We start from the raw sequence: 23,868 nt of genomic DNA, 5'->3' as shown, positions 1-23,868 counted from the left end.
GTTTCAATGCGCTTTCCCCTCTTTCTTCTGCTTCTTTTTGTCTGCGCCCTGAGCATCGGCTCTGGTGCCCTGACTGCGCAGGCGGCCCCGGAAACGCCCGCGGCCACATCCAGAGATTTTACCCGCTTTAGCGCCAATCTGCCTGCAGGCTGGGACGGTGAGGAGCGCACCGGCTTCCGTTCCGGCAATGATGAAGAATGCATGCTGATTCTGGGCCTCAAGGATGAGGCCGAGGACAACTACAGAGCTCTTGTGAGCATCTTTGTTCTGCCCAATGAAAAAGGGGCCACAAGCGAAAACCTTGCTCAGGACCTGACCCAGTTTCAGGCTGACGCCACAGAACCGCGGCAGGATGGCCATTTTTGGTCTTTCAGTGGCGAGCCGCGCACCCAGGGCTTCAAAGCCTCTGCCCTGACCAAGGTTAACGCCACAAAGGACATGGTATTCATAGCCATTATTCAAGACCCGGAAAATCTCGGTGCTCTGGAAGTGTTTAACAGCCTGAAAGGTCTCACGCCGCAAACGCGCGAACTTATTAGCAAGTAGTTCTTCAAAAAATTTACCTATCTATAAGATAAAGCCGTTCACATATATGAAGTGTGAACGGCTTTATCTGTTTTCTTGCCTAACATAACCCTCTACGCGCCTGTTATTACAGAACATGATGAATTTTTTTCAGAGGCCTTGACTGTTTTTACAAAATTACCTAGAGCTTTGCTGTCTTCTTAATTCTGTTTCAAAGATAAGGACCGTATGGACAGTTTACCCAGTAGTAGACAAAACGTTGCAATCAGTTTGCCTGAAATAGCACGCCACGGCCAGTAACGGTTCCTTCCCGCTCGCCGCAGCCTGTTTCGGGCATCGGAGGCGAGCCATGAAAACCTCTCTCATTCTCTGTATCGCGCTGGCCATAGCCTTTTTCGCCGGCAATCTCTTTCTGGTGCTGACAGCGTCACCCCGGACTCTTCGTGCTTTTGGCACGGAGCCTGCGGCGTCTTGTGTCGCGCCTGCAAGGTAATGCCTTCAGCCTGCGAAAACTGCTTCCCTTAACGTGCCCTGGCGCACAAACCGCCGCCACAGAGGCGACACCCCGCAAAGGAGTTCCAAAGTTATGGACCATCCCCCTAGTTGCCCCGCAGCGAATAGCTTTCCAGCATTCGTAGCGGGCATGGCAATCAGAAACTTTTTTACCGCTGTTTCGGCCGCAAGGCTGCATTCCTTCTATTCCCAATAGACAGGCATGCTTCCGCCGCGCGTCTGAAGCGGCAGGAGGCTATGCCAATGTTTTTCAATTTCTGCAAAAAAATACGCCATGTATGCACCAGCACGGCTCCTCTGGCCATCAATACCTCTGAAAAAAGCCTCAGCGAGCTCATGGCCAGCCTTGACGCATGCCGTGAAGGCCTGACTGACACTCAGGCCCTGTCCCGTCTGGAAGCCGAGGGCCGCAATGATGTTGCCCGCGAGCGTGTGCCCCACCCCCTGATCCAGCTTGCCAAAGCCTTTAACAATCCCTTCATCTATGTATTGCTCATCATCAGTGCCGTCAGTTTTTACAGTGATTACTGGCTTCCTCTGAGCGCCGGAGAAGAAACCGACGGCACCGGGGCAATCATTGTGCTGGTGATGGTGTTTGTGAGCGGCATTATGCGTTTCTGGCAGGAATACCGCTCCAACAAGGCCGCCGAAGCTCTGAAAGCAATGGTGCATACAACGGCCACAGTCACGCGCCGCAATGAAGAGGAACAGTCTGAAACCAGAGAAATTCCGCTGGGTGAACTGGTTCGGGGAGATATTGTGCGGCTTTCCGCCGGGGACATGATTCCCGCCGACATCCGGCTCATTCAATCCCGCGACCTTTTTGTCAGCCAGGCGGCCCTTACCGGGGAGTCGCTGCCTGTAGAAAAATACGATACCCTTGGCGAGGTGGCGCAAAAATCCGCCAATACAGACGGAGGCGAATCTTCTTCCGGCCGCACGCTTGACTCGGGCAATATGTGTTTTATGGGAAGCAATGTGGTCAGCGGCACGGCCACGGCCATTGTTGTCGCCACGGGGGCCAATACCTACTTCGGTTCGCTGGCCAAAAGCATTGTGGGCAGCCGCGCCCAGACAGCCTTTGACAGAGGTGTCAACAGCGTGAGCTGGCTGCTGATTCGCTTTATGCTCTGCATGGTGCCTGTTGTCTTTCTGGTCAACGGCATCTCCAAGGGCGACTGGAGCGACGCCTTCATGTTTGCTCTGGCCATTGCCGTGGGCCTCACGCCCGAAATGCTGCCTATGATTGTCAGCGCCAATCTGGCCAAAGGCGCTGTAGCCATGTCGCGCCGCAAGGTTGTGGTCAAGCGCCTTAACTCCATCCAGAACTTCGGCGCTATGGACATACTGTGCACCGACAAGACCGGAACCCTGACGCAGGACAAGATCATTCTTGAGCGCCATGTGGACGCATTGGGAAACAGGGATGATGACGTGCTGCGCCTCGCCTGGCTCAACAGTTTTCATCAGAGCGGCATGAAAAACCTTATGGACAGGGCCATTGTCCACTTTGGCGAGCAACACCCTGAAAACGGTTTGCCACGGCATCTGAACAAGGTGGACGAGCTCCCCTTTGACTTTGTACGCCGCCGCCTTTCCGTCATAGTGTCCGACGATGCCGGGAAACACCTTCTCGTCTGCAAGGGCGCTGTGGAAGAAATGCTGTCCATAGCATCCGGGGTTTACGTGCAGGGGCAAATCCTCCCGATGGACGCTCAGTGGCGACAGAAGCTTACGAAACTGGCAGAAACCTACAACAGCGACGGCTTTAGGGTGCTGGCTCTGGGCACCAAGGCTATCAGCGAAAATGACGCTCAGGAGCAATATACCGCAGAAGCGGAAAAAGATCTGGTCATCAGAGGTTTTCTCACGTTCCTCGATCCGCCCAAAGACAGTGCGGAAGCTGCCATTGCCGCCCTGCGCGAACACGGCGTGGGCGTCAAGGTGCTTACAGGAGATACCCCGGTTATCACGGCCAAGATTTGCCGTTCAGTCGGGCTTGATCCGGGCACTGTGCTCACCGGAGACGATGTGAACATCCTGAACGATCAGGAACTGCTTGCGGCGGCACGGCGGCACGACGTCTTCACGCGGCTGACCCCCATGCAGAAGTCGCGGATCATCAAAACCCTGCAACAGGGCGGGCACACGGTTGGCTTTCTTGGCGACGGCATAAATGACGCTCCCGGCCTGCGCGATGCGGATGTGGGCATTTCTGTGGATACCGCCGCAGACATCGCCAAAGAATCAGCAGACATCATACTGCTTGAAAAAAGCCTGATGGTTCTGGAACAGGGGGTTATCAAGGGCAGAGAAACATTTGGCAATATCATGAAGTACCTCAACATGACTGCCAGTTCCAACTTCGGCAACGTGTTTTCGGTGCTGGTAGCCAGCGCGTTCATTCCTTTTCTGCCCATGCTGCCCATTCAGTTGCTGCTCCAGAATCTCATGTATGATTTCTCGCAGCTTTCCCTGCCGTGGGACACTGTGGACAAGGAGTTCTTGCAAAAGCCCCGTAAATGGGACGCAAAAAACATCGGGCGCTTTATGGTCTGGATAGGCCCCACGTCATCCATCTTTGACATCACCACCTATGCCCTCATGTGGTTTGTCTTTGGTGCTACCAGCGTGGAGATGCAGTCACTTTTCCAGTCCGGCTGGTTTGTTGAGGGACTTCTTTCCCAGACTCTTGTCGTGCACATGCTGCGTACGCGTAAAATACCCTTTGTGCAGAGCACGGCGGCGCTTCCGGTGTTGCTGCTGACCGGAACGGTTATGGCCCTGGGCATCTACCTGCCCTTCTCCGGACTTGGCGAAATGGTAGGACTTCAGCCCCTGCCCTGGAGCTATTTTCCCTGGCTGGTGGGCACACTGCTCTGCTACTGCTTTGTGGCGCAAGGAATGAAGGTCGTCTACATCCGCAGGTTTGGCCGCTGGCATTAGACCCGCCGCAGTAAGCCGTTCCGGGTCAAGATTGCCAAGCAGCCGTTCTGCTGCGTGGGAAACGTCAGAGAGTACTGTTAAAACAGAGCAAAATCGTGAGGCAGCAATTTGCATAGGCCAAACAACCTATGGGCTGCATAACACAAAACCCGGCAAGCCCATTTCGGGGTGCCGGGTTAACAAACAAGGGGCCGCTATGCGGCCCCTTACGCGTTTCACTTCCATAGTACGGCTGTGGTTGTCCCACATTCCGCAGCTTTTATGTGCTTTTAACCGGGGAGGCCTGTTTGCCGCCCTTTGGTTTATTCCTGTCCGAGCTCATGCTTGAGCCAGGACTTTACTTCAGGGGTAGGGGTGCTGATGCCACGCCAGTCGCCATGCTCCTTGCGGAAATCATCCATCAGATTCGTGGGCAGGGGCAGGCTGATAAGATCATCGGCCCTTTCGGAGTTACGTCGCACAAGTCGCACCATAGGCGGGCTCTGCCAGCTGTCGACCACAAAGTAGTGGGCCACGTCTTCCTTGGAGCGAACCGGAGGATACTCCGAATGCCAATCGTTATTGCCCCACTCAAGATACATGGTTACAGCATGCTCGGGGGTCAGATTCCAGTCTATATCAAAAAGTGCGAAGTCCTTTAATTGCGACATAGTGTCCTCCTCATTGGCTTATATTATCAATAATCATTCTTGGAAAAATTGGCAAGTCCCAATAGGAGAAAAACACTGCAACACACTTGAATAATAAATAAATTAAGTGAGACATCTTGGCTTTAATAACTTTTACTATAGATTATTAATTTACATATAATACATACCGTTATGCGTCATAAAGCCTCCGGCACTTCTGGCAGCGGACTCTGCCCCTATTGCCGCGTAATAACAGACATGTTAGGAGTAATAGTAACTTACCACCAACTGTGGAGGACATTATGGCTGAAACCATCCGCCAGGTTACCTTCAATCTCTTACGCCAGCTTGAACTCACCACCATATTCGGCAACCCCGGATCCACGGAAGAAACATTTCTTAAAAATTTTCCAGAAGATTTTCGCTACATACAAGTACTTCAAGAAGCATCAGCCGTGGGCGCCGCCGACGGCTATGCCCAGGCCACGCGCAAGCCAGCTCTGGTAAACCTGCATACATCGGCAGGCGTGTGCAACGCCATGAGCAATATTCTCTCGGCCAGCATGAATAAAACTCCGCTCATCATCACAGCGGGCAACCAGACTCGCGAAATGCTCCTTATGGAACCGTGGCTCACCAACGTGCAGCCTGCTGAACTGCCCAAACCCTGGGTAAAATGGAGCTACGAACCGGTGCGGGCCGAAGACGTTCCGGCTGCCATCATGCAGGCCTATGCGATGGCTTTGCAGCCCCCGGCAGGGCCGGTTTTTCTGTCCATTCCCCTTGATGACTGGGACAAACCAGCCAAGGGGGAGGCAATATTGCGCAGCGTTACCCGCCGCATTGGGCCTGACCCGGCTCGCATTGACGAATTCGCCGCTATACTGTCGGCAGCCCGAAACCCCGTTCTTGTCTATGGTGCAGCCATAGCGCGTGGCAACGGCTGGCAACAGGCCGTGGACCTGGCGGAAAAGCTTGGCGCTCCCGTATGGGCCGCGCCTGCCACGGAACGCCCGCCCTTTCCTGAAAACCACCCCCTGTATGCCGGAGCGCTGCCCTTTGCCACCGCCCCCCTGGCCAAAAAACTTGAAGGGCACGATGTGGCTATTGTCATAGGCGCTCCTGTTTTTCGCTACTATCCCTATGTGCCTGGGCCATACATTCCTGAGGGGCTGCGCCTACTGCACATCTCTGACGACCCAGCTGAAACAGGACGCGCCCCGGTGGGCGACAGCATGCTCAGCGACCCGGTACTGGCACTGGAAGCTCTTGCAGCTTGCGTACATCCAAGAAATAACCACCCCGCCCCGGCGCAAGTTGCCCCGGGCAAGCAGACCACAGCCTCACACGATACGAGCGGCCTGCTGACCCCACGGGAACTTTACACAGCCCTGCGGGAAGCCGCCCCCGCCGAAACGGTTCTTGTGGCAGAAACACCTTCCAATCTTGGAGCCCTGAGAAAAGTATGGACTATCAACACCCCTGATTCCTTCTATACTTTCGCCAGCGGCAGTCTGGGCTGGGGTTTGCCCGCCAGCGTCGGCATTGCCCTGGCCGAACGGGACAGCAAACGCAACCGCCCTGTTGTGGCCGTCATAGGTGACGGATCCATGCAGTACTCCGTCCAAGGACTCTGGACAGCGGCACAGCAAGGCCTGCCTGTGCTTTTTGTCATTCCCAGAAACGGGCAGTACGCCATACTCAAATCCTTTGCCGCGCTTGAAAATACCCCTGGGGTACCGGGGCTTGATTTGCCGGGGCTTGATATTGTCTCGCTGGCCAAGGGCTACGGCTGCGAGGCTGTGCGTGCGGAAACGGCAGAAGATGTTCGCAAGGCCTGCACTCAGGCGTTGACGCGCCTCGGCCCCACGGTGCTGGAAGTGCCCATTTCGCCTGTGATTCCCCCACTTATTTAGCGCAGTTCACGTTGGAGCATTGCAATTTTTCAAAAACTGAAATGCTCGACGTTGCACGAAAGTGCTGCACGCAGCAACGCGGCGTGGATTCTGCCTGAAATTGCTCTGCCGGGCCAAATGCCGCCAAGGCAATACAAAACATAAAGCCCCGGACTGCACAGTGCAGTCCGGGGCTTTATCAGCAAAATTTTCAGGCCTTGGGGCACTTAAACTTAAAAAAGGTCTAAACACTCTAATACTGCATAAGAATACAGCGCAGCGTTTATTCTGACAAAATTTTATTTGGTGGCAGAATGACAACTTTGAAATATGATGCCTTTCAAAGTTACTCTGCCTTGTGACAGCTAATACAGACGGGCAGGATTTACTCCCGCCAAGCATACAGATCTACTCTCGCATCGTTCCACAAGAGCACACTGTTTTCATCTGCCAAGTATTGCATTCAGGCATGCACCATAAGAACGTAATAAAGGCCGGGCGCAATCCTTCAAGGACAAAAGGCAGATGCCAGAGGATTTCTGGCATCTGCAACGCCCTGAAAAAGCTATGCCCCCTGCCGCTCTTTCAGCTTACGCTGCGCCTCGCGGGCTGCCACAGCTTCACGGCTTCGGCGGGCTTTTTCTTCTTCGGCCCGGCGTTGCTTTCGCACACGCTCAAGCCGTGCCTGCTGTGCCTGCTCTCGCTGCACTCTGGCCTGGTCCAGCAGCTTTTCGCGCTTGCCGTCAAAAACAAGGGTGGTGCGCAAGGCCGCAAGACCAAAAGCTACGACAGACACAATAAGAATAAGCACCTTTTGTATGGACCACTGGTCGTCGCCCAAAATTTCGCGCAACCAGCTCAGCCGCAAACTGTCGCCCCAAAAAACCACTACGGGCACGCCGATAAAACAAAGCAGCAGGCCTACGATTTCCAGCCATAAAAAAGTTTTGCCCATAGTAAGGCCAAACAAGGTGCCATCGCGTACCATGCGCAAAAATTGCAGCCGCTTGCGAAGATTGCGCAGCAGCTCCGCCAGACGCGGCGTATCGGCCTGCGTACGTTTAAACGCAGCGGCTTCTTTAAAATTGCAAGAAAAGGCCCGGTTTATGATGCCTGCACTCTCGTTGAAGTCGCGGCTGAAATCACGCAAGGCTGTAGGAAAAGGAAACCACGAGGCTTCGTCTCTTATTTCCTGAATTATATCAAGATAATATTTATATTTATTGCGCAGCTCTTCTACTTCGTGGTTTATGCATTCCTCCAGTTCTTTTTCCAGAACTGGCCGCACTTCCACAACCTTGAGATAGGCAATGTAATTATTGGTATTGGCAAGTTTTTCCAGCTGGCGCACCTTTGCCCCAAGCTGCAACTGCACGGGATGCTCCGGTGAGAACCAGTCGTTAAGCCGTGAATCAAGCGCTGTAATGGCTGCGCCGTCAGCCTCGGCCTTCTTTTTGGCTTCGGCCCACAGGTCATACAGGGAGGAAAGGATGAGCAGGCGCCCCCGCTCCAGAGCCGGGTCCACCAGAACACGGTTGAAGTACGTGGAATCTTCACGAATAAGTTTGACCAGCGCATCCAGCACCGCTTCGGCAAAGCCCATTTTGACCTTGCACACGATTTCGCGGTAGCGAACTTCCTGCCACTGGGGCATAACACGCCATATCTGGCCGTACTGCTCAATGGCGGCGCCAAAATGCCCCTGCTCTTCTTCCAGCCTGGCCTGTAAAAATTCGTTCCAGGCCTGAAGCATCGGGGAAGGCGCAAGCATGGCCGCTTCGCCAAAGGCGCTGGAAGCGCGGGCGGGATCCTGCCGCTGCACATGACAAAATCCCAAAACCATGCGCAAGCGCGAATCGCGCTGATGCCGGCTGATGGCCTGGGTAATCTTTTTTTCAAGGTCCGTCAGTCCCTCGGGCGGGGTAGCGACCAGTTTGTCCAGCAAATCCCAGGCAGGGCTGTCGTCACGGGCCGGAGGAGTTTCATCAAACTCGGGCTCGCGCATACGGTACAGCCAATGCCGCGGCACATTGCGCAACTGGCACGGGCCGTTGATGTCCAGCACCCCTTGCAACACAAGCGCCGCATCACTGTCTTCAGCCAGCAGCGTGTCATAGCCCGCCACGCCTTGCCCCGTAAGCACCTGCTCGATATGCCGGAAGCCCTCGTTAATGGCGTCCAGATCAAGATTGCCCACCTTTTCCCACAAATCCTGAGGGCTGGGCTGACAGAAGCGCGTGGGGCACAGAACCGCAGTGTGACTGTGAACGCCGCAGTAAAAGCAGCCAGTTTCCGCCGCATCGCCGCCTGTCAATTGCGAAGGCATGAGCAACGGTATGGAGCGCTCACTGAGGCTGTTCTCATCCAGAAGAACATTGCACCAGCTGTCCATGCTCATCTGTTCGCCAGTGTAGCGCAGGTCGCGCACAGTGAACCCTTCGCCGAGCAAGTAGGCGTTGCGATAGCTCAGGTAGGGGAAGTCCGGCATGAGGTTGTCCCACTGCAAACCGATCTTCTTGGGCAAGTCACTGTTGAAATTCAAATTATTGCGGTCAGCCACCACACAAACGCAGGGCCAGCATGCGCCGCCTTCTCCGTTTTCTTTATCGAAACTGTGCAGATAGTCGCGCAAAAAGGTGCGCAGCATTAACAGATTGTCCACAGCCAGCATCACAAAGGAGCCGCTGACGATGGATTTTATCTTGAGCCGCTGGAGCAAGCCCTCTATTTTTTTGAACATGGCGCTCCAGCCACTCTGGAATGCCTTGTCCAACGGGCTGCCCAAGGGATGCAGGATGGCAAACCATGCCTGCGTGGAGGCATAGGGCATGCGCACGTCAACCAGCATGGTGGCCCAATCCACAGGGCTCATGCCCTGACGGCCAGAACTGCGCTCGAAATCAATGCCAGGAAGATTTTTTTTGCCTTCGCGGCTCTTGGGGTGCACCCATACTTCAAGGCTGTCGCGCACCAGCATTTCCTGCGCCTGAAGCGCAGCATCTAGCAGCAGGCTTACATCGCGCTTGCGGCCAAACTGCAACCTGCCAGGAAAAAGCTCAATGCTAACAGGAAGTTCATTAAAATTTCCCCAGACCATAAGGCGGGCCAGGGCCAAAAAAACGTCGTCAGTAAAGAAGAACCACAGGGCCTGTTCCTCTTCTTCACCCACCAGCATGCCGCCGTAGTTCAGCAGGGTTTGCCCAACAGCCGGGGCCAGTTTGCCGTGCCAGCAAACCCAAACAACATGCCCCATCGTGCTCATGCGCATGTCTTGGGTTTCAGGAAGACGAGACAATAACTGTGATAGATGGGCCATGAACAAAATCCTTTATGGAGGCATGGGCCTGGTATATACTGCCGGAATGCCACAATCAGACGTGGATCAAACCAAGGCGGTCCATATGGATATTAACAAAACTCTTCAGGAACTCAAAGCCCGTCCCGGCTTCGCCGATCACGTGGGCATGATGCTGGTTCACAACGGCGTGGTACGGGGCTGGTCCCGTAATGACCAGGCGCCTGTCAGTGCGGTGCACATCACTCCTGACAGGGAAAAAATGGCTGCCATTGTGCACGAAATGGAGCAGCGCCCCGGCATTTTCGCCATTGTGACCGATGCCGAAGAAGGCTTGCTCAAGCCCGGCGATGACGTGCTCTTTCTGGTAGTTGCCGGCGACATTCGCGAAAACGTCAAAGCCGTCTTTGCTGAGCTGCTGGACAGAATCAAGGCTGAAGCCGTCATAAAGCAGGAACATCTGCAAGCCTGAGGGCTACACTTGCACAACGCCAGCAAGCCAATGAAGGAGCGTCCCGCAGGAGGCTCCTTTTCTGTTCTATCGGCTGCCATTACAGAAAAATAAGCCCTTACACGATTTTTGTCGCCGTATGCCAGCGGCGCACGGGGCGCGGCATATGCTGCTTCAATAAATCATTTTACTTTGAACTGCGTTATGGGAGAGTCTTTTGCAAAGGGGGCTCATCCTCACACCTCTATGCCTCTATTTTGAGAGTTTTATTTCAGCAGGTTACGAAAAATACTCTTGCCTGAAATGCAGACGTTGGACTAGGAGCATATCCCGGCTTTAAAATCGCCCTGCCTTTAGAAGCCCTGCGGCCTTGTGCCGCAGGTATTTTCGCATAGCTGACCGGGAACTGAGCGCCACTGGGCACGGCCCGCAGCATGCGCTGGCCGTGTCCCCCACCTTATACCAGCAAATTTCATATTTTCCTGCCGGGCCCGCGCCCGCCTGCATTGCCAACCCGGCATTTATGTCTTATTTTAGTGAGATGCCGCCAGCCCCTCAGGCTGCTCAGGACCGTGGGTTCTGAGGTCGCGCTGACGCGCCCTACAAGCGTGCACATTCGGGCCAAAGGCGGTTTGCCAGTGCCCAACAGAGGAGACTTCATGTTCGGCTTTCTTTTTAAGAAAATTTTCGGCAGCAAAAACGAACGTTATTTGCGCCGTCTGCGCCCCCAAGTACAGCGTATCAATGCCTTGGAACCACAAATGCAAGAGCTGGCGGACGAGGATTTTGCCGCCCGAATACTTCAGTACAAGAAGGCCGTTCAGGAAGAAGGCCAGAGTCTGGACGCCCTGCTGCCCGAAGTTTTTGCTCTGGTGCGCGAGGCATCTCGCCGTGTGCTGGGCATGCGTCACTATGACGTGCAGCTCATAGGCGGCATGGTTCTGCACAAGGGCAAGATCGCCGAAATGAAGACAGGTGAAGGTAAAACCCTTGTGGCTACCCTGCCTGTGGTGCTCAACTCCCTGTCTGGCAAGGGCGTACACGTGGTCACGGTCAACGATTACCTCGCCAAACGTGACTCGGCCTGGATGGGCCAGCTGTACGGATTTTTGGGTTTGAGCACGGGCGTTATCGTCCACGGCCTCGATGATGACGAGCGCAAGCAGCAATATGCCGCTGACATCACTTACGGCACCAATAATGAATTCGGCTTCGACTATCTGCGCGACAACATGAAGTTCTATGGGCATCAGTTGGTACAGCGCGGCCACAATTACGCCATTGTGGACGAAGTGGACTCCATCCTTATTGACGAAGCCCGAACCCCGCTCATCATTTCAGGCGCTTCTGACGAATCTGTGGGCTACTACCGCGTTGTGGACGAAATAGTCTGCAAGCTCCAGCCCGAGCATTATACTGTGGACGAAAAAGCACGCACCGCAATGCTTACTGATGAAGGCGTGGCCTACTGCGAAGAAATGCTCAAGCTCGACAACCTCTTTGATCCCGCCAATATCACGGCGCAGCATCATGTCATGCAGTCGCTCAAGGCGCACCAGATCTTCAAGCGCGATGTGGACTATATCGTGCAGGAAGATCAGGTTGTCATTGTTGACGAATTCACGGGCCGCCTCATGGCGGGCCGCCGCTATTCAGACGGCCTGCACCAGGCTCTGGAAGCCAAGGAAGGCGTGACCATTGCCGCTGAAAACCAGACGCTGGCCTCCATCACGTTCCAGAACTACTTCCGCCTGTACGAAAAACTTTCGGGCATGACCGGTACGGCTGATACCGAAGCCGTGGAATTTCACCAGATTTACAATCTGGAAGTCATCTCCATTCCTTCAAACCGCCCGATGGTTCGTAAAGACTATCCCGACCTGATCTACCGCAGCCGTCAGGAAAAATTTGACGCCATTGTGGAAGCCATTGCCGAGCTGCATACAAACCGCCAGCCCGTGCTTGTGGGCACCATTTCCATTGAAACGTCCGAAATGCTTTCACACCGCCTGAGCAAGCTTGGCATTCCCCACAATGTGCTCAACGCCAAGCAGCATGAAAAAGAAGCGGAAATCGTGGCCCAGGCTGGTCAGGCCGGCAAGGTCACCATTGCCACCAACATGGCCGGGCGTGGAACGGACATTGTGCTGGGCGAAGAAGTGGTAGGCCTGGGCGGTCTGCACATTCTTGGCACTGAAAGGCACGAAAGCCGCCGTATCGACAACCAGTTGCGCGGCCGTTCGGGCCGTCAGGGCGACCCCGGCTCCTCGCGCTTCTATTTGTCGCTTGAAGACGACCTCATGCGTCTCTTCGGTTCTGACCGCATCAAGGGCCTTATGGAAAAACTGGGCCTGCGCGACGGCGAAGCCATTGAAAATACTATGGTCACCCGCGCGGTTGAAGGCGCGCAAAAGCGCGTTGAAGCGCACCATTTTGAAATCCGTAAAACCCTGCTGGACTATGACAACGTCATGAACCAGCAGCGTGAAGTTATCTACGCACTGCGCCGTGAACTGATGGTCGAAGAAGATCTTGACCCCGTTCTGGACGAATTCATGAACGACGTGCTGGACGATGTTTACAGCTCGCTGGACAGCGTGCCCGTGGACGATCAGGACGGCGTGCGTCACGCGGCTTTTTCCCGTCTGCGCGACGTGTTCAACCTTGACCGCGTACTGCCTGAAAACGCCCGCCTGCCTGAACGCGAAGAATGTGGCCCGCTGGTTCACAAGATTCTGGAAGACCTCAGGACTGAAACCAGCGACAGCTACCGTGACATTCAGCGTTACTTCATGCTGGAAGAACTTGACCGCTGCTGGAAGGAACATTTGCGTAACATGGACGCTCTGCGTGACGGCATTGGCCTGCGCGGTTACGGCCAGCGCGACCCCAAACTGGAATACAAGCGTGAGGGCTTTGAACTGTTCCAGTCCATGCTCTTTCAGATCCGCGAAAACGTCTTCCGCGCTCTTACCAGAATTCGCGTAGCGCCTGCCGAGCCAATTGTGGACGCCATTGAGGTGGCTCCTGAAACCGCCGAAGCCCAGGGTCAGCCTTTGGCGCGCGAATTCCGCCATAAGGAAGACACCAGCCAGCTCTCCTACTCTGGCGGCGGCGAATCCGCAGAGGCTTCCAATACTCCTGCCAAGGCTGCGCCCCGCATAGGCCGCAACGATCCCTGCCCCTGCGGCAGTGGCAGAAAGTACAAAAAATGCTGCGGCGTGGACAAATAGCAATCTGTTTTTAGAGCCATGCCTTCCCGGCATGTTGTCCCGGTTGTAAGCCCAGTTTCGAACGAGAGACCAAGACATCACGAACCTGAAGCAGCCCGATAGCAAAAGGGGCCGCGCAAAGCGCGGCCCCTTTTATTTATACTGAGTCTGCCGTGTCATTTCCGAAAGGAGTTCGAGACGGCACTGTCTGCGAAAGATTGCAACAGGAATAAAAGTGTTCGAAGAAGGAGATATGGAGGAGGGTCTTTTAAAAAGCCCCTCCTCCACTAACCATTCAAAAAGAAGACGTTAGGCCATATCTTCCGTAAGGATCATGTTGCGGGCCGCTGCGGTCTCGTCCATACGGCGGGCTGGCAGGGTCACGGGAGCATCCAGCAAAGCCTGCGGGTTACTCCTCGCTTGCAGCATGATGTCTTGCAGAGCCTGTACAAAGGCGTCCAGAGTTTCCTTGCTCTCCGTTTCCGTGGGTTCGGCCATAAGGCACTCATGCACGATCAGCGGGAAGTAGATGGTGGGCGCGTGGAAGCCACGGTCCAGCAAAGCCTTGGCAATATCCAGAGCACGGGTGCCCTCGGGAGCCGAAGCCACGAATTCGTGGGCGCACAGCCTGTTGGTATAGGGTATGTCCAGAGTCATTTCCAGACGCTTTTTCAGATAGTTGGCGTTGAGCACCGCGTATTCTGAAGCTCTGGTAAGGCCATCGCCGCCCAGACGCAGCATGTAGGCAAGCGCTCTTACCATAATGCCAAAGCTGCCATAGAAGGGGCCCATGTAGCCAATGGACTGCGGCACGTCATAGTCAAGATGGAAGGCTCCGTCCTGTCCCTTGCGCACACGGGGGGCAGGAAGGAAGGGAATGAGGCACTCGCTCACGCCCACAGGGCCAGCGCCGGGGCCGCCGCCGCCGTGCGGGGTGGACAGGGTTTTGTGCACGTTGAGGTGCACCACGTCAAAGCCCACATCGCCTACGCGCATCTTGCCCATAATGGCATTCATGTTGGCGCCGTCATAGTACAGCAGGGCGTCAATCTTGCGCAGTTCCGCCACAATGCGTGGCAGATGCACTTCCATAAGCCCCAGAGTGTTGGGGCAGGTCATCATGAGGCCCGCCACATCATCGCCGTACTTCTGGATGGCGGCCACAATGGCATCCGGGTCAACCATGCCGTCGCGGGATTCAAGATTGATCGCCTCAAAACCCGCCAGCGCCGCCGAAGCAGGGTTGGTGCCGTGAGCGGCATCGGGAATGAGCATCTTTTTGGGATTGCGCCCCTTGGCCTTGTGGTAGGCGGCGATGAGCTTGACGCCCACAAATTCGCCGTTGGCTCCTGCCATCGGTTGCAGGGTGAAGGCCTTCATGCCGGTCAGTTCGCAAAGCATGTTTTCAGCCTGATAAAGGCATTCAAGCGCGCCTTGCGTGCAACCGATGCTGCGGCCCATTTGCGCCAGCATGGGGTGCAGGCGCGTAAAGCCGGGTAGCGAGGCCACGTATTCCGTAAACTTGGGGTTGTATTTCATTGTGCACGAGCCAAGAGGATAGAAATTGGCGTCTACACAATAATTGAGCTTGGAAAGACCGGTAAAATGACGCACCACGTCCAGTTCAGAGCACTGGGGCAGACGGGGTTCTTCCTTGCGCAGCAGGCCCGCAGGCAGCATGTCCGCAGCCTTGGGGGCGTCGGATTCTATACAAAAGGCGCTGCGACCGGGCACGGATTTTGCGAAGATGGTTTTCACAACAGACCTCCCACGGTTTCGGCCAGCATGCCGATCTGCTGACGGCTGTTGCGTTCTGTGCAGGCCAGCAGCAACACGTTTTCCATACCGGGATAGTATCGGCCAAGAGGATAGCCGGGCACGCATCCATGCGCCGCCAGAGCATCTACCAGCGACTGCGCGGGCATGGGCAGGCGCAGGGCCACTTCGTTGCCGTAAGGCGCGTCATTGAGCAGTTCAATGCCCTTGATGGCGGTAAGACGTTCCACTGCATAGCGTGTAAGCGCCATGTTGTTTTCCGCCAGCCGCGTGAGGCCGCAGGGGCCAAGCAGCGACATATAGATAAGGGAACGCAAGGCGCACAGGGCCTGGTTGGAGCAGATGTTCGACGTGGCTTTGGCACGGCGGATGTGCTGCTCGCGAGCCTGCAGGGTGAGCACGTATCCGGTCTTGCCGTCAAGATCGTTGGTGCGGCCCACAATGCGGCCAGGGAACTGACGGATGTGCTCTTTGCGGCAGGTCATGATGCCCAGATAGGGGCCACCGAATGAAAGGGGCATGCCAAGGCTCTGCCCTTCGGCTACGGCAACGTCCGCACCCATTTCACCAGGAGTTTTCAGCACTGACTGCATGACCGGGTAAACGGAAATAACGCCGAACGCCTTGTGCTCGCGGGCCTTGGCGAACACCTGGGTGTAGTCGGCCACAGCGCCGAAGAAGTTGGGGTTCTGCACAATGACGGCTGCAGTGGTGTCGTCAATGGCAGCCATGAGCGCGTCAAGACGGCTCACGCCCTTTTCCTGTTTCACGGTCTTGAGCTCAAGATCAAGGCTGGAAATGTAGGAAGCCAGCATGACCCGCCAGATGGGGTTGACGGCTTCGTCCACCACCAGCACACGGCGGCGGGTGGCGCGAACAGCCATCATGGCCGCTTCAAAAATGGCGGAACCGCCGTCATAGACAGAGGCATTGGCGCAATCCATACCCATAAGGCGGCTTGCGGCAGTCTGAAACTCAAAAATAGCCTGAAGAGTGCCCTGCGAGCATTCCGGCTGATAGGGCGTGTAGGAGGTATAGAACTCGCTACGGCCAGAAAGAGCGTCCACAGCCTTGGGAATGTCGTGGGCATAATAGCCCGCGCCAAGGAAGGACATGATATCTGGACAGTTTTTGGCGGCCAGCCCCTCAAAGTAGGCGCAAACTGCGGCTTCGGACTGACCTTTGGGCAGATTGAACTGTTTGGGGCGCATTTCCGGAGGAATATCGGCAAAAAGGCCGTCCAGATCGCGCACCCCAACCACGGAGAGCATCTCGTGCAACTCTTCCTGCGTATGGGGGATATATGGCATATCTGCTCCTTGAACATGTTACGCGTGACGTGTGCTTGAGGGGCAAGGGCGTATCCGCTGCAATCAGCTGCGGCTGCGCCCGCCCGCTCAGGGCTGGCGGGCTGGTACACCGCATCGATAAATTCTGGGCCGCAACCCCGGGGCCGTTACCGGTTCCTCAAGGCATTGAGTAAGCTCTAAGGAAGCACTGATTAAAGAGCCTCCTGGAAACGCGCAGTTGTTTCGTTTGCAAGGCGCGATCTTTTTTTGAAGCAGGAGTGGACTCTTTCGTCCTCGACTGTTTCAAAAAAAGTGAAGCAACGCCGCCAAACGGAATAAATCAGCGTTTCCCTAAAATTGCCTAGTGGCCTTCAGTAGCGCAAAAAGCTTCGTACGCAGCCGCGTCCATAAGGCCTTCAGGCTTACGGGAGTACTTGACGCGCATGAGCCAGCCCTCACCGTAGGGGTCGCCGTTGCATTTTTCCGGGGCCTGCTCCAGAGCGGTATTGATGCCGACGACATCGCCGCTGACCGGAGAAACCAGGTCGCTGGCAGCCTTGACGGATTCAACAGAACCGAATTCCGCTTCTTCGCTCACTTCGTCGCCCACCAGGGGCAATTCCACATAGGTGATGTCGCCAAGGGATTCCTGGGCAAAGTGGGTGATGCCCACTACTGCCTCGTCGCCTTCAAGACGCAGCCATTCGTGACTTTTGCTGTACAACAGATCCGTGGGATTGGTAGCCATGTGTATTCTCCTGAAAGTAGTTGTAAACACTGTGCGCACCGTGGCGGTACGCGAACCATCACAAATTCAGCAAGGCGGAGACTGCGGCTCATTGTGCCGCTGCTCGCGCCACGTGGAGTCAGGCCAGCTTTTTGCGGGCCGTGCCTTCCTTGTAGAAAGGAATTTCCACCTTATGGGCGGGCAGTTCCGTTCTGGCGGCTCGAACCACAAAATTTTCGCCGTTCGCATGGGCGGCATCCACCCAGCCAAAGGCAATAACATAGCCAAGGGAGGGCGCGAAAGAACCGCTGGTAACACGGCCCACCACCGTGCCATCAGGCAGGGCGATGTCGTCGCCGTGGCGGGCGGCGCGGCGGCCTTCAATCTTGAGGGGCACCAGAACTTCATGCACAGCCTGCGCTCCTTCCTTGCCCACATAGTCAGCCTGGCTTGTCATCATGCGGCCCATGCCCGCTTCGACAGGGCTATGGTCTTCATCCAGATCATGCCCGTAAAGCGGCAGGCCGGATTCAAGGCGCAGGGTGTCGCGAGCGCCAAGGCCCACGGGCTTCACGCGTTCGTCGGCCAGCAGGGCTTTCCAGAAGTCTTCGGTTTTGCCAGCGGGCAGATAAAGCTCATAGCCCAGTTCGCCAGTGTAGCCCGTACGGCTAACCAGAACAGGCACGCCCTGCCACTGGGCTTCGCGGAACCCAAAATAGCCGAGGTCATGAAAATTTTCGCCCATGAGTTTTTCAAGCACATCCAGCGAATCCGGGCCTTGCAGGTCTACCTTGCCCGTTTCGTTCGAAATGTCGGTGATATTCACGCTTTCGGGCAACCGGGCGCGCAAGGTGGCCAGATCGTTGGCAGCGCAGGCGGCATTGACCACGGCCATGAAGGATTCCGGGCCAAAGCGATAGATGATGCCGTCGTCAAGCACACCGCCCTTTTCATTGAGCAAAAAGCCGTAGCGGCATTTTCCGGGGGCCAGGGTTTCAAGGTTGTGGCTCACGGCACGGGACAGGGCTTCTGCGGCACCCGGCCCTTCAATGCGGAACTCGCCCATATGGCAGATATCGAAAAGCCCGGCATGTTTTCTGGTATGCAGATGTTCCGCAAGAATGCCTTCATACTGAATGGGCATGAGCCAACCCGCGAAAGGAGCCATTTTCGCGCCTTGAGCTTCATGCCAGGAGGTCAGCGGGGTACGCAAATCCGACATGTTTTCTCCTTGATTGGGTGTGATTACAAATAACTGCGGCGTGCAATGCACCGGATGCAGCACCCTAAAGACACCGACAACGCACTGATAAACTAAGGATACCATCTGCACAGGGCAGACACAAGAAGCGTGAAAAAATTATCAGCATCCACCGCTGGGGGCTGTTCTGGCCGCCAGCGCGAATTATTGGAAACGCAGCACAATATTCTTCACCGCGCCAGGCATATTGAACTATAAGAACGCCGTAAAAATTAACCTGCTCTAAAGTTCTCACGGTTGTGCAAAAAACCGTGTCATCACTTCAGGGTCACAACCGCTGAAATATCTGGCCATATGGGCCTGCACCAGTGTTTTTTCAAGCTGCGCAGGCTCACGCGAAATACCCGCAAGGCATTGCTCCAGTTCCTGAATGCCCTCGCCGGCATTGCAGAAAAAGTCTCCCAGAATTTTGCAGGCCGCTATATGTCCGTCCTTCACATCAAGGCGCAGCTCTACCGTTCCCCAATCAAACCGCTGCCGCTTGCGCTCGGTAAAATTGGGCATGGCCCCGTAGTTCCAGTTCCACTGGCGGTATTTTTCGTCAGCCAGCCTGTCAGCCTCGGCCATGACGGTCTCTGCCGCCGAGCCAGGCTGTTGTGCGCAGTGGCGTATCAGCGCTTCAGTCAACGCGGCAATGTCGCTGCCTGACCGCCAGAATTCCGAAATATTGCCCACCCGCGAACGCACCGAGGCAACGCCTTTGGAGCGCATCTTTTCCGGGTCTACGTTAAGAGCTTCCACAAGACGCTCAAAATTGACATCTATAAGCAAGGTGCCGTGGTGCAATACCTTGCCCCGGCGCAGCATCTGCCCGCTGCCGGAAATTTTTCGGCCACCGGCCTCGACGTCGTTACGGCCCGATATTTCGGCCTGCACGCCAAGGTCAGCCAGCGCTGCGCACACAGGTTTCAAATAGCGCCCGAAGTCCACCTTTTCGCGGCCATTGGCGTGTTCAATAAAGGAAAAATTAAGATTGCCCGTATCGTGATATACGGCTCCGCCACCGGTTATGCGGCGTACTACAGGCAGGTTTTCGCGCCGGATGAAGTCTGCGTTCACTTCATCGACAGTGCATTGATGACGGCCCACAATGACGGAAGGACCATTTTGCCAAAGCAAAAAATAGCCGGGATGGCCGACGGGAAGGGTCTGAAACAGGACTTCTTCAAGGGCAAGGTTGAAGGCCGGGTCTAGAGTCGAAAAAGTCAGGTGTTCCATGCTTCCTCCTCAAACCGAGAATGCCGTGCTTCAGGTGCAGAGGTCAAGGGAGCGGCGGGATATTTCCAAGATTATTGACAAATTTCGTGAAAGCTTGAGGTTTTTCGCCAGCCTGTGAAGCTGGCTGCCAGCAAAAGCCGCGCACCGTGCCCCTTTGGCAAGCTGTAAAGGTAAAATCAGGCTTCATTGTCAGAAGGCTGATCTGCCATGTCCTGTCCGGCTCGGCCTTATCCGGTTTTATCCGCCATTATCCGGCGCTATCCGGTCTTGTGCGGCCCTACTCGGCTTTACCCACCCTATGTGCCCCTACCCTATCTTATCCTGTCGCATCAAGGGCGCGGGCCAAAGTATCGGCATCTGCCTGCCCGCGCTCAAATGTCTGCCGAACCTGACCGCCTGTCATCACTATCAGGCGCTCTCCCAGCCGTACTGCCTGTTCCGGATTGTGCGAAACCACCAGTAGCGGATACTGACGGGCAAGCCGTAACAGCAGGTCTTCAATGTCTGCCGTGGCGTGTACATCCAGCGAAGCCGTGGGTTCGTCCAGCAACAGCATGCCTGGCTCCAGAGCCAAAGCCCGCGCCAGACACAGTCTTTGCTGCTGCCCGCCGGAAAGCCTTGCAGCGGGCATATCAAGACGGTCCTTCACCTCGTTCCACAGGCCAACGCCCACAAGGGCTTCTTCAATCTTATGGCGCTGCGCCTTCTGCGGCAGACCCGCCACCACTTCAAGGGGAAGCGCAAGGTTGCGCTCCACGCTGACGGGCAGCACGTTTGGCGTCTGAAAGACCATGCCCACAAGGCGGCGAAGCTGGGCCAGGGGACGCACGTTCACGCCGGGCGACGGGTATATAGCCTCAGGGCCATGCCCCAGATCAAGCTCCACAAGACCGGAAGTACGGCAATGAGGAAAGGCCTCATTGAGCCGGTTCAAGGCACGAAGCAATGTGGTTTTGCCCGAGCCGGAACGCCCGGCAAGCACGGTAATGCCCCTCGCGGGAGCTTCAATGCATATGTGTTGCAGCACCCGGCGCGAACCGAAGTCCACGCACAGGTCACTGATACGGACTGCCATATTCATGATACTCCCTGCCAGCGGCGACGGAAGCGTTTTTCCAGCCAACGGGAGCACAAAAGCAAGGCCGCTGACAGCAAAAGCAGCACCAAAGCCGCGCCAAAACCACGCAGCAGTTCATCATTATCCTGATACTGCGCAGAGATATAATATATGGAAAAGGGCAAGGCCTCAAACTTGTCTGCCAGCCCGGCGGGTAATCCGGCATTGGCTACCACTCCCGTAAGCATGATAACCGCCGTGTCTTCCGCCGCTCTGCCCGTGGCCAGAATGATTCCGCCCCATATGCCGGGTCCGGCGGCGGGCAGTAAAACCCGGCGGGCGAGCTGCCGCCGCGTAAATCCCAGAGCCGCGCCCGTTATTCGCAGGCTGCCGGGCACAGCCTCCAGCGCTTCACTGGTTGTAGTCACAACCACAGGCAAAACCAGCAGAGCCAGACAACAGGCCGACAGCAGCAGGGACGTATTGGCTCCCGGCCAGACAGAGTGACGCAAAAAAAGTATGAGGGTAAAGCCAAACAGCCCCATAACAATGGACGGCGTGCCCGCCAGCACGTCCATAGCCAGACGGATGCGCGCGGCCTGACGCGGCGGAGCGAACTCGGCCAGATACAGCCCGCAGCCCACACCGGGAAAAAGGGCCAGCGCCATAGTCAGGGCCACAAGGTACAGGGTTCCGGCACAGGCAGGCCACAGTCCGTCCCAAACAGGACGGCGGCCCAGCAAGGCATCCAAAGGCGGTACAGTGTCAAAAAGCAGATGCAGGCCCAGTTGGGGCGCACCCTTAACAATCAGAAAACCCAGCAAAAAAAGCACGGTCACGCAGGGGATCAGCGCGCAAAGACGCAGCAGCCAACGCAGAAAGCCCTGCGAAAAAACACCGCGCCTCATGCTGTCACCGCCTGTTTCGTGCCAGGACCCGTGGAAGCCTCCCGGCGCACAAGGCGGCGCAAGGCCAGGCTTGCCGCGGTATTGACCGCCAGCAGCACAAGCCCCGCCACAAAAAGGGAATTGTAGGCAGCCCCGCCCACCTCATTGGCAGTAACCAGAGCCATATGCGCTGTCAGGCTGCGCATGCTTTCAGAAAGACCGCCGGGAACCTGCGTGGCGTTGCCCGCCAGCATAAGGGGAATCAATGTATCGCCCACTGCTCTGCCAAAGCCCAGAACTGCGGCACTGGCCAAATTGCGGCCAGACCTGGGCAGCACAAAGAGACGCATCAGGTCAAAACGGCTGAACCCCAGCGCCAGACCCCAGGGGCAAAGCCTGTCAAGCCGGGGGCGCAAGCCCGCCATAAGGATCAGCGTCATTGTAGGTAAAACCAGCAGAACCAGCATAAGAGCCGCAGCAGCCAGGCACATGCCTGTGCCGCCCAGCGTTGTTCGCGCAAGGGGCGTAAGCAGAAAAACGGCGGCAAAGCCGTAAACCACAGTGGGCACCGTGGTCATGAAGCGCACCAGCCCGTGAACAAAACGAACCAGAGGCAGAAATTTGGAATTCTCTTCGGTAAGCAGCCAGCAACTCAGGCCCACGGCCAATGGCCAGCCAAGCAACAAGGCCAGAGCTGCCAGCGCCAGCGAACCCACACACATTGGCAAGATGCCGTACCGCCCTTGCGCAGGCTGCCAGACCCAATCCAGAGGGCTGCCAGGGCCGGAAACCTGTATTGCGGGCAGGGCCGCAGCCAAAATCATGACAAAAAGCAGAATTACGGCCAGCACTGCCAGCCAGGCAGATAAACGCAAGACCCAGCCAGGGCTGTCTGTATGGTCCGCCCCTTGCGGGCCCGCAGGCGGAAGCGCCGTAGCGCTTCCAGCCTGACAAACTGCGGGTCCCCTACTTTTTGACATAGGGTATGTAGCCAGCCTTGGACACTATCTCCTGCCCGGCAGGCGTAAAGATATAGTCCACAAACCCCTTGATAATGCCCTGGGGTTCGCCCTTGGTGTTCATGTACAGCAGGCGGGTGACGGTGTACTGGCCGGAAGCGGCATTTTCCTGACTGGGAGCCATGCCGTCCACGTTCAGGCCCTTGATGCTTTTGTCCAGATGGCCGATGCCCACATAGCCGATGGCATTGGGGTCCTGACTGATGGCAGTTTTCATTGCTCCGTTGGAGTTGACCACATTGGCCCCGGCAGCGGATGTGCCCTTGTCCATCGCGCGCTCTTCAAACGTTTCGCGGGTGCCGCTGCCGTCTTCACGCACATAGAGGGATATGGCAGCGTCGGCCCCGCCCAGGTCTTTCCAGTTGGCTACCTTGCCGGAGAAAATATCCTTGATCTGAGCCTTGGTCAGTCCCGCAACCTTGTTGGCCGGGTTGACCGCCACGGCTACGCCGTCAATGGCGAAAGGAAAGGTTACAAGGCCGTATTTTTCCACTTCCGCAGGTTTGAGGGCGCGGCCAGTATTGCCGATCTGCACAATGCCCTCGCCCACCTTCTGCACGCCCACACCAGAACCGCCCCCGGCCACGGTAATGCGCACGTCGGGGTTGGCCTCCATAATCTGCTTGGCGGCTTCTTTCATGACGGGAATATGGGCGGTGCCCCCCGCAATGTCTATGACGCCTTTTTGCCCTTTAAAGGCATCAAGGGGAGTGGCCGGGGCAGCGGCAAAGGCTGTGCCCATGCCGCACAAGAGCAAAAGAGCCGCAAGGATTCCACGTTTCATGACTGTCTCCTACGGTTAGTATGAATGGATGACGCGTGTGCGCCGCACTACTCAACAGACTGGATTCACGTTGAAAACGTATATACTCAAATTTTAGAGCACGTAAATTTTGAAAAAGTTAAATACTCTAACGCTACACAAAAGTGCAGCTTGCCGCAACGCGCCGTGGATTCTGACAACGTCGTTTTTTCCGGCAGTCGGCAGAACGACAGTGCAGAACGGTAACGTTGAAATGTGATGCATTTCAACGTCAATCGACTCTAAGACACGCTTGTTGCTGTGCTTGCCGCGCCAATAAATCAGGCTTGCGCCTTCACAGCGGGCGTCAGATCACGCAGCCGCCAGAGCATTTCAAGACGAAAATGCCCTAAAAGGCGAGACCAC

At 56.0% G+C, this 23,868-nt stretch carries 17 protein-coding genes; 6 read left to right on the top strand and 11 right to left on the bottom strand.

From position 1 onward, the window contains the following. Nucleotides 1–546: hypothetical protein (locus tag QM579_RS08350; RefSeq protein WP_414998709.1), on the top strand; the 546-nt coding region annotated here is incomplete at its 5' end. 735 nt (nucleotides 547–1,281) lie between these two features. Further along, nucleotides 1,282–3,984 carry a magnesium-translocating P-type ATPase gene (gene mgtA / locus QM579_RS08345; protein ID WP_414998708.1) on the top strand — a complete coding sequence of 901 codons (2,703 nt, stop codon included), beginning with the start codon at nucleotides 1,282–1,284 and terminating at the stop codon, nucleotides 3,982–3,984. Nucleotides 3,985–4,286: 302 nt separating this feature from the next. Here the strand turns inward: mgtA and QM579_RS08340 are convergent, their stop codons facing one another. Further along, nucleotides 4,287–4,634, bottom strand: coding sequence for a DVU0772 family protein (locus QM579_RS08340; RefSeq protein ID WP_414998707.1), 348 nt, complete (start codon nucleotides 4,632–4,634; stop codon nucleotides 4,287–4,289). A gap of 281 nt (nucleotides 4,635–4,915) precedes the next feature. Between QM579_RS08340 and mdlC the strand changes: the two genes are divergently transcribed. Further along, nucleotides 4,916–6,529, top strand: a complete 1,614-nt coding sequence (gene mdlC, locus QM579_RS08335) for a benzoylformate decarboxylase (RefSeq protein WP_414998706.1) — start codon at nucleotides 4,916–4,918, stop codon at nucleotides 6,527–6,529. 544 nt (nucleotides 6,530–7,073) lie between these two features. On the opposite strand, the gene QM579_RS08330 is transcribed toward mdlC, so the two are convergent. Then, complete coding sequence (locus QM579_RS08330; protein WP_414998705.1) at nucleotides 7,074–9,824, bottom strand: hypothetical protein; 2,751 nt, start codon at nucleotides 9,822–9,824, stop codon at nucleotides 7,074–7,076. Between the two features lie 85 nt (nucleotides 9,825–9,909). Here QM579_RS08330 and QM579_RS08325 point away from each other — a divergent pair, with 85 nt between their 5' ends. Next, nucleotides 9,910–10,275 carry a molybdenum cofactor biosynthesis protein MoaE gene (locus QM579_RS08325; protein WP_414998704.1) on the top strand — a complete coding sequence of 122 codons (366 nt, stop codon included), beginning with the start codon at nucleotides 9,910–9,912 and terminating at the stop codon, nucleotides 10,273–10,275. 638 nt (nucleotides 10,276–10,913) lie between these two features. Further along, nucleotides 10,914–13,487, top strand: coding sequence for a preprotein translocase subunit SecA (gene secA / locus QM579_RS08320; protein ID WP_414998703.1), 2,574 nt, complete (start codon nucleotides 10,914–10,916; stop codon nucleotides 13,485–13,487). 288 nt (nucleotides 13,488–13,775) lie between these two features. Here secA and gcvPB read toward each other — a convergent pair whose 3' ends face one another. Continuing rightward, complete coding sequence (gene gcvPB, locus QM579_RS08315) at nucleotides 13,776–15,224, bottom strand: aminomethyl-transferring glycine dehydrogenase subunit GcvPB (RefSeq protein WP_414998702.1); 1,449 nt, start codon at nucleotides 15,222–15,224, stop codon at nucleotides 13,776–13,778. Then, nucleotides 15,221–16,552 carry an aminomethyl-transferring glycine dehydrogenase subunit GcvPA gene (gcvPA, locus tag QM579_RS08310; protein WP_414998701.1) on the bottom strand — a complete coding sequence of 444 codons (1,332 nt, stop codon included), beginning with the start codon at nucleotides 16,550–16,552 and terminating at the stop codon, nucleotides 15,221–15,223. Before gcvPA ends, gcvPB begins: the two co-directional genes overlap by 4 nt. Here gcvPA and QM579_RS08305 point away from each other — a divergent pair. Then, nucleotides 16,546–16,725 (top strand): hypothetical protein, encoded by a 180-nt coding sequence (locus tag QM579_RS08305; protein ID WP_414998700.1) that lies wholly within the window; start codon nucleotides 16,546–16,548, stop codon nucleotides 16,723–16,725. The genes gcvPA and QM579_RS08305 overlap by 7 nt on opposite strands. A gap of 167 nt (nucleotides 16,726–16,892) precedes the next feature. On the opposite strand, the gene gcvH is transcribed toward QM579_RS08305, so the two are convergent. From gcvH to QM579_RS08270, 7 genes are all read right to left on the bottom strand, one after another. Then, the gene (gene gcvH / locus QM579_RS08300; RefSeq protein WP_414998699.1) at nucleotides 16,893–17,279 is read right to left on the bottom strand and encodes a glycine cleavage system protein GcvH; all 387 of its coding nucleotides are present in this window, start codon (nucleotides 17,277–17,279) and stop codon (nucleotides 16,893–16,895) included. 118 nt (nucleotides 17,280–17,397) lie between these two features. Continuing rightward, a complete protein-coding gene (gcvT, locus tag QM579_RS08295; RefSeq protein WP_414998698.1) occupies nucleotides 17,398–18,480 on the bottom strand; it encodes a glycine cleavage system aminomethyltransferase GcvT in 1,083 nt (360 codons plus the stop codon). Nucleotides 18,481–18,750: 270 nt separating this feature from the next. Next, the gene (locus QM579_RS08290; RefSeq protein ID WP_414998697.1) at nucleotides 18,751–19,737 is read right to left on the bottom strand and encodes a lipoate--protein ligase; all 987 of its coding nucleotides are present in this window, start codon (nucleotides 19,735–19,737) and stop codon (nucleotides 18,751–18,753) included. Nucleotides 19,738–20,053: 316 nt separating this feature from the next. Beyond that, nucleotides 20,054–20,818, bottom strand: a complete 765-nt coding sequence (locus QM579_RS08285) for a phosphate ABC transporter ATP-binding protein (RefSeq protein ID WP_414998696.1) — start codon at nucleotides 20,816–20,818, stop codon at nucleotides 20,054–20,056. Continuing rightward, nucleotides 20,815–21,702, bottom strand: a complete 888-nt coding sequence (gene pstA / locus QM579_RS08280; protein WP_414998695.1) for a phosphate ABC transporter permease PstA — start codon at nucleotides 21,700–21,702, stop codon at nucleotides 20,815–20,817. Before pstA ends, QM579_RS08285 begins: the two co-directional genes overlap by 4 nt. Beyond that, nucleotides 21,699–22,661: a PstC family ABC transporter permease gene (locus QM579_RS08275; RefSeq protein ID WP_414998694.1), complete on the bottom strand. Its 963-nt coding sequence runs from the start codon at nucleotides 22,659–22,661 to the stop codon at nucleotides 21,699–21,701. The genes pstA and QM579_RS08275 overlap by 4 nt, the downstream gene beginning before the upstream one ends. Continuing rightward, a complete protein-coding gene (locus tag QM579_RS08270) occupies nucleotides 22,648–23,484 on the bottom strand; it encodes a phosphate ABC transporter substrate-binding protein (protein ID WP_414998693.1) in 837 nt (278 codons plus the stop codon). Before QM579_RS08270 ends, QM579_RS08275 begins: the two co-directional genes overlap by 14 nt. Nucleotides 23,485–23,868: the final 384 nt, after the last annotated feature.

The organism is Desulfovibrio sp., assembly GCF_047607245.1.
In the GTDB taxonomy this organism is placed as follows: domain Bacteria; phylum Desulfobacterota; class Desulfovibrionia; order Desulfovibrionales; family Desulfovibrionaceae; genus Desulfovibrio.
This window is presented reverse-complemented; position numbering and strand designations above follow the sequence as displayed.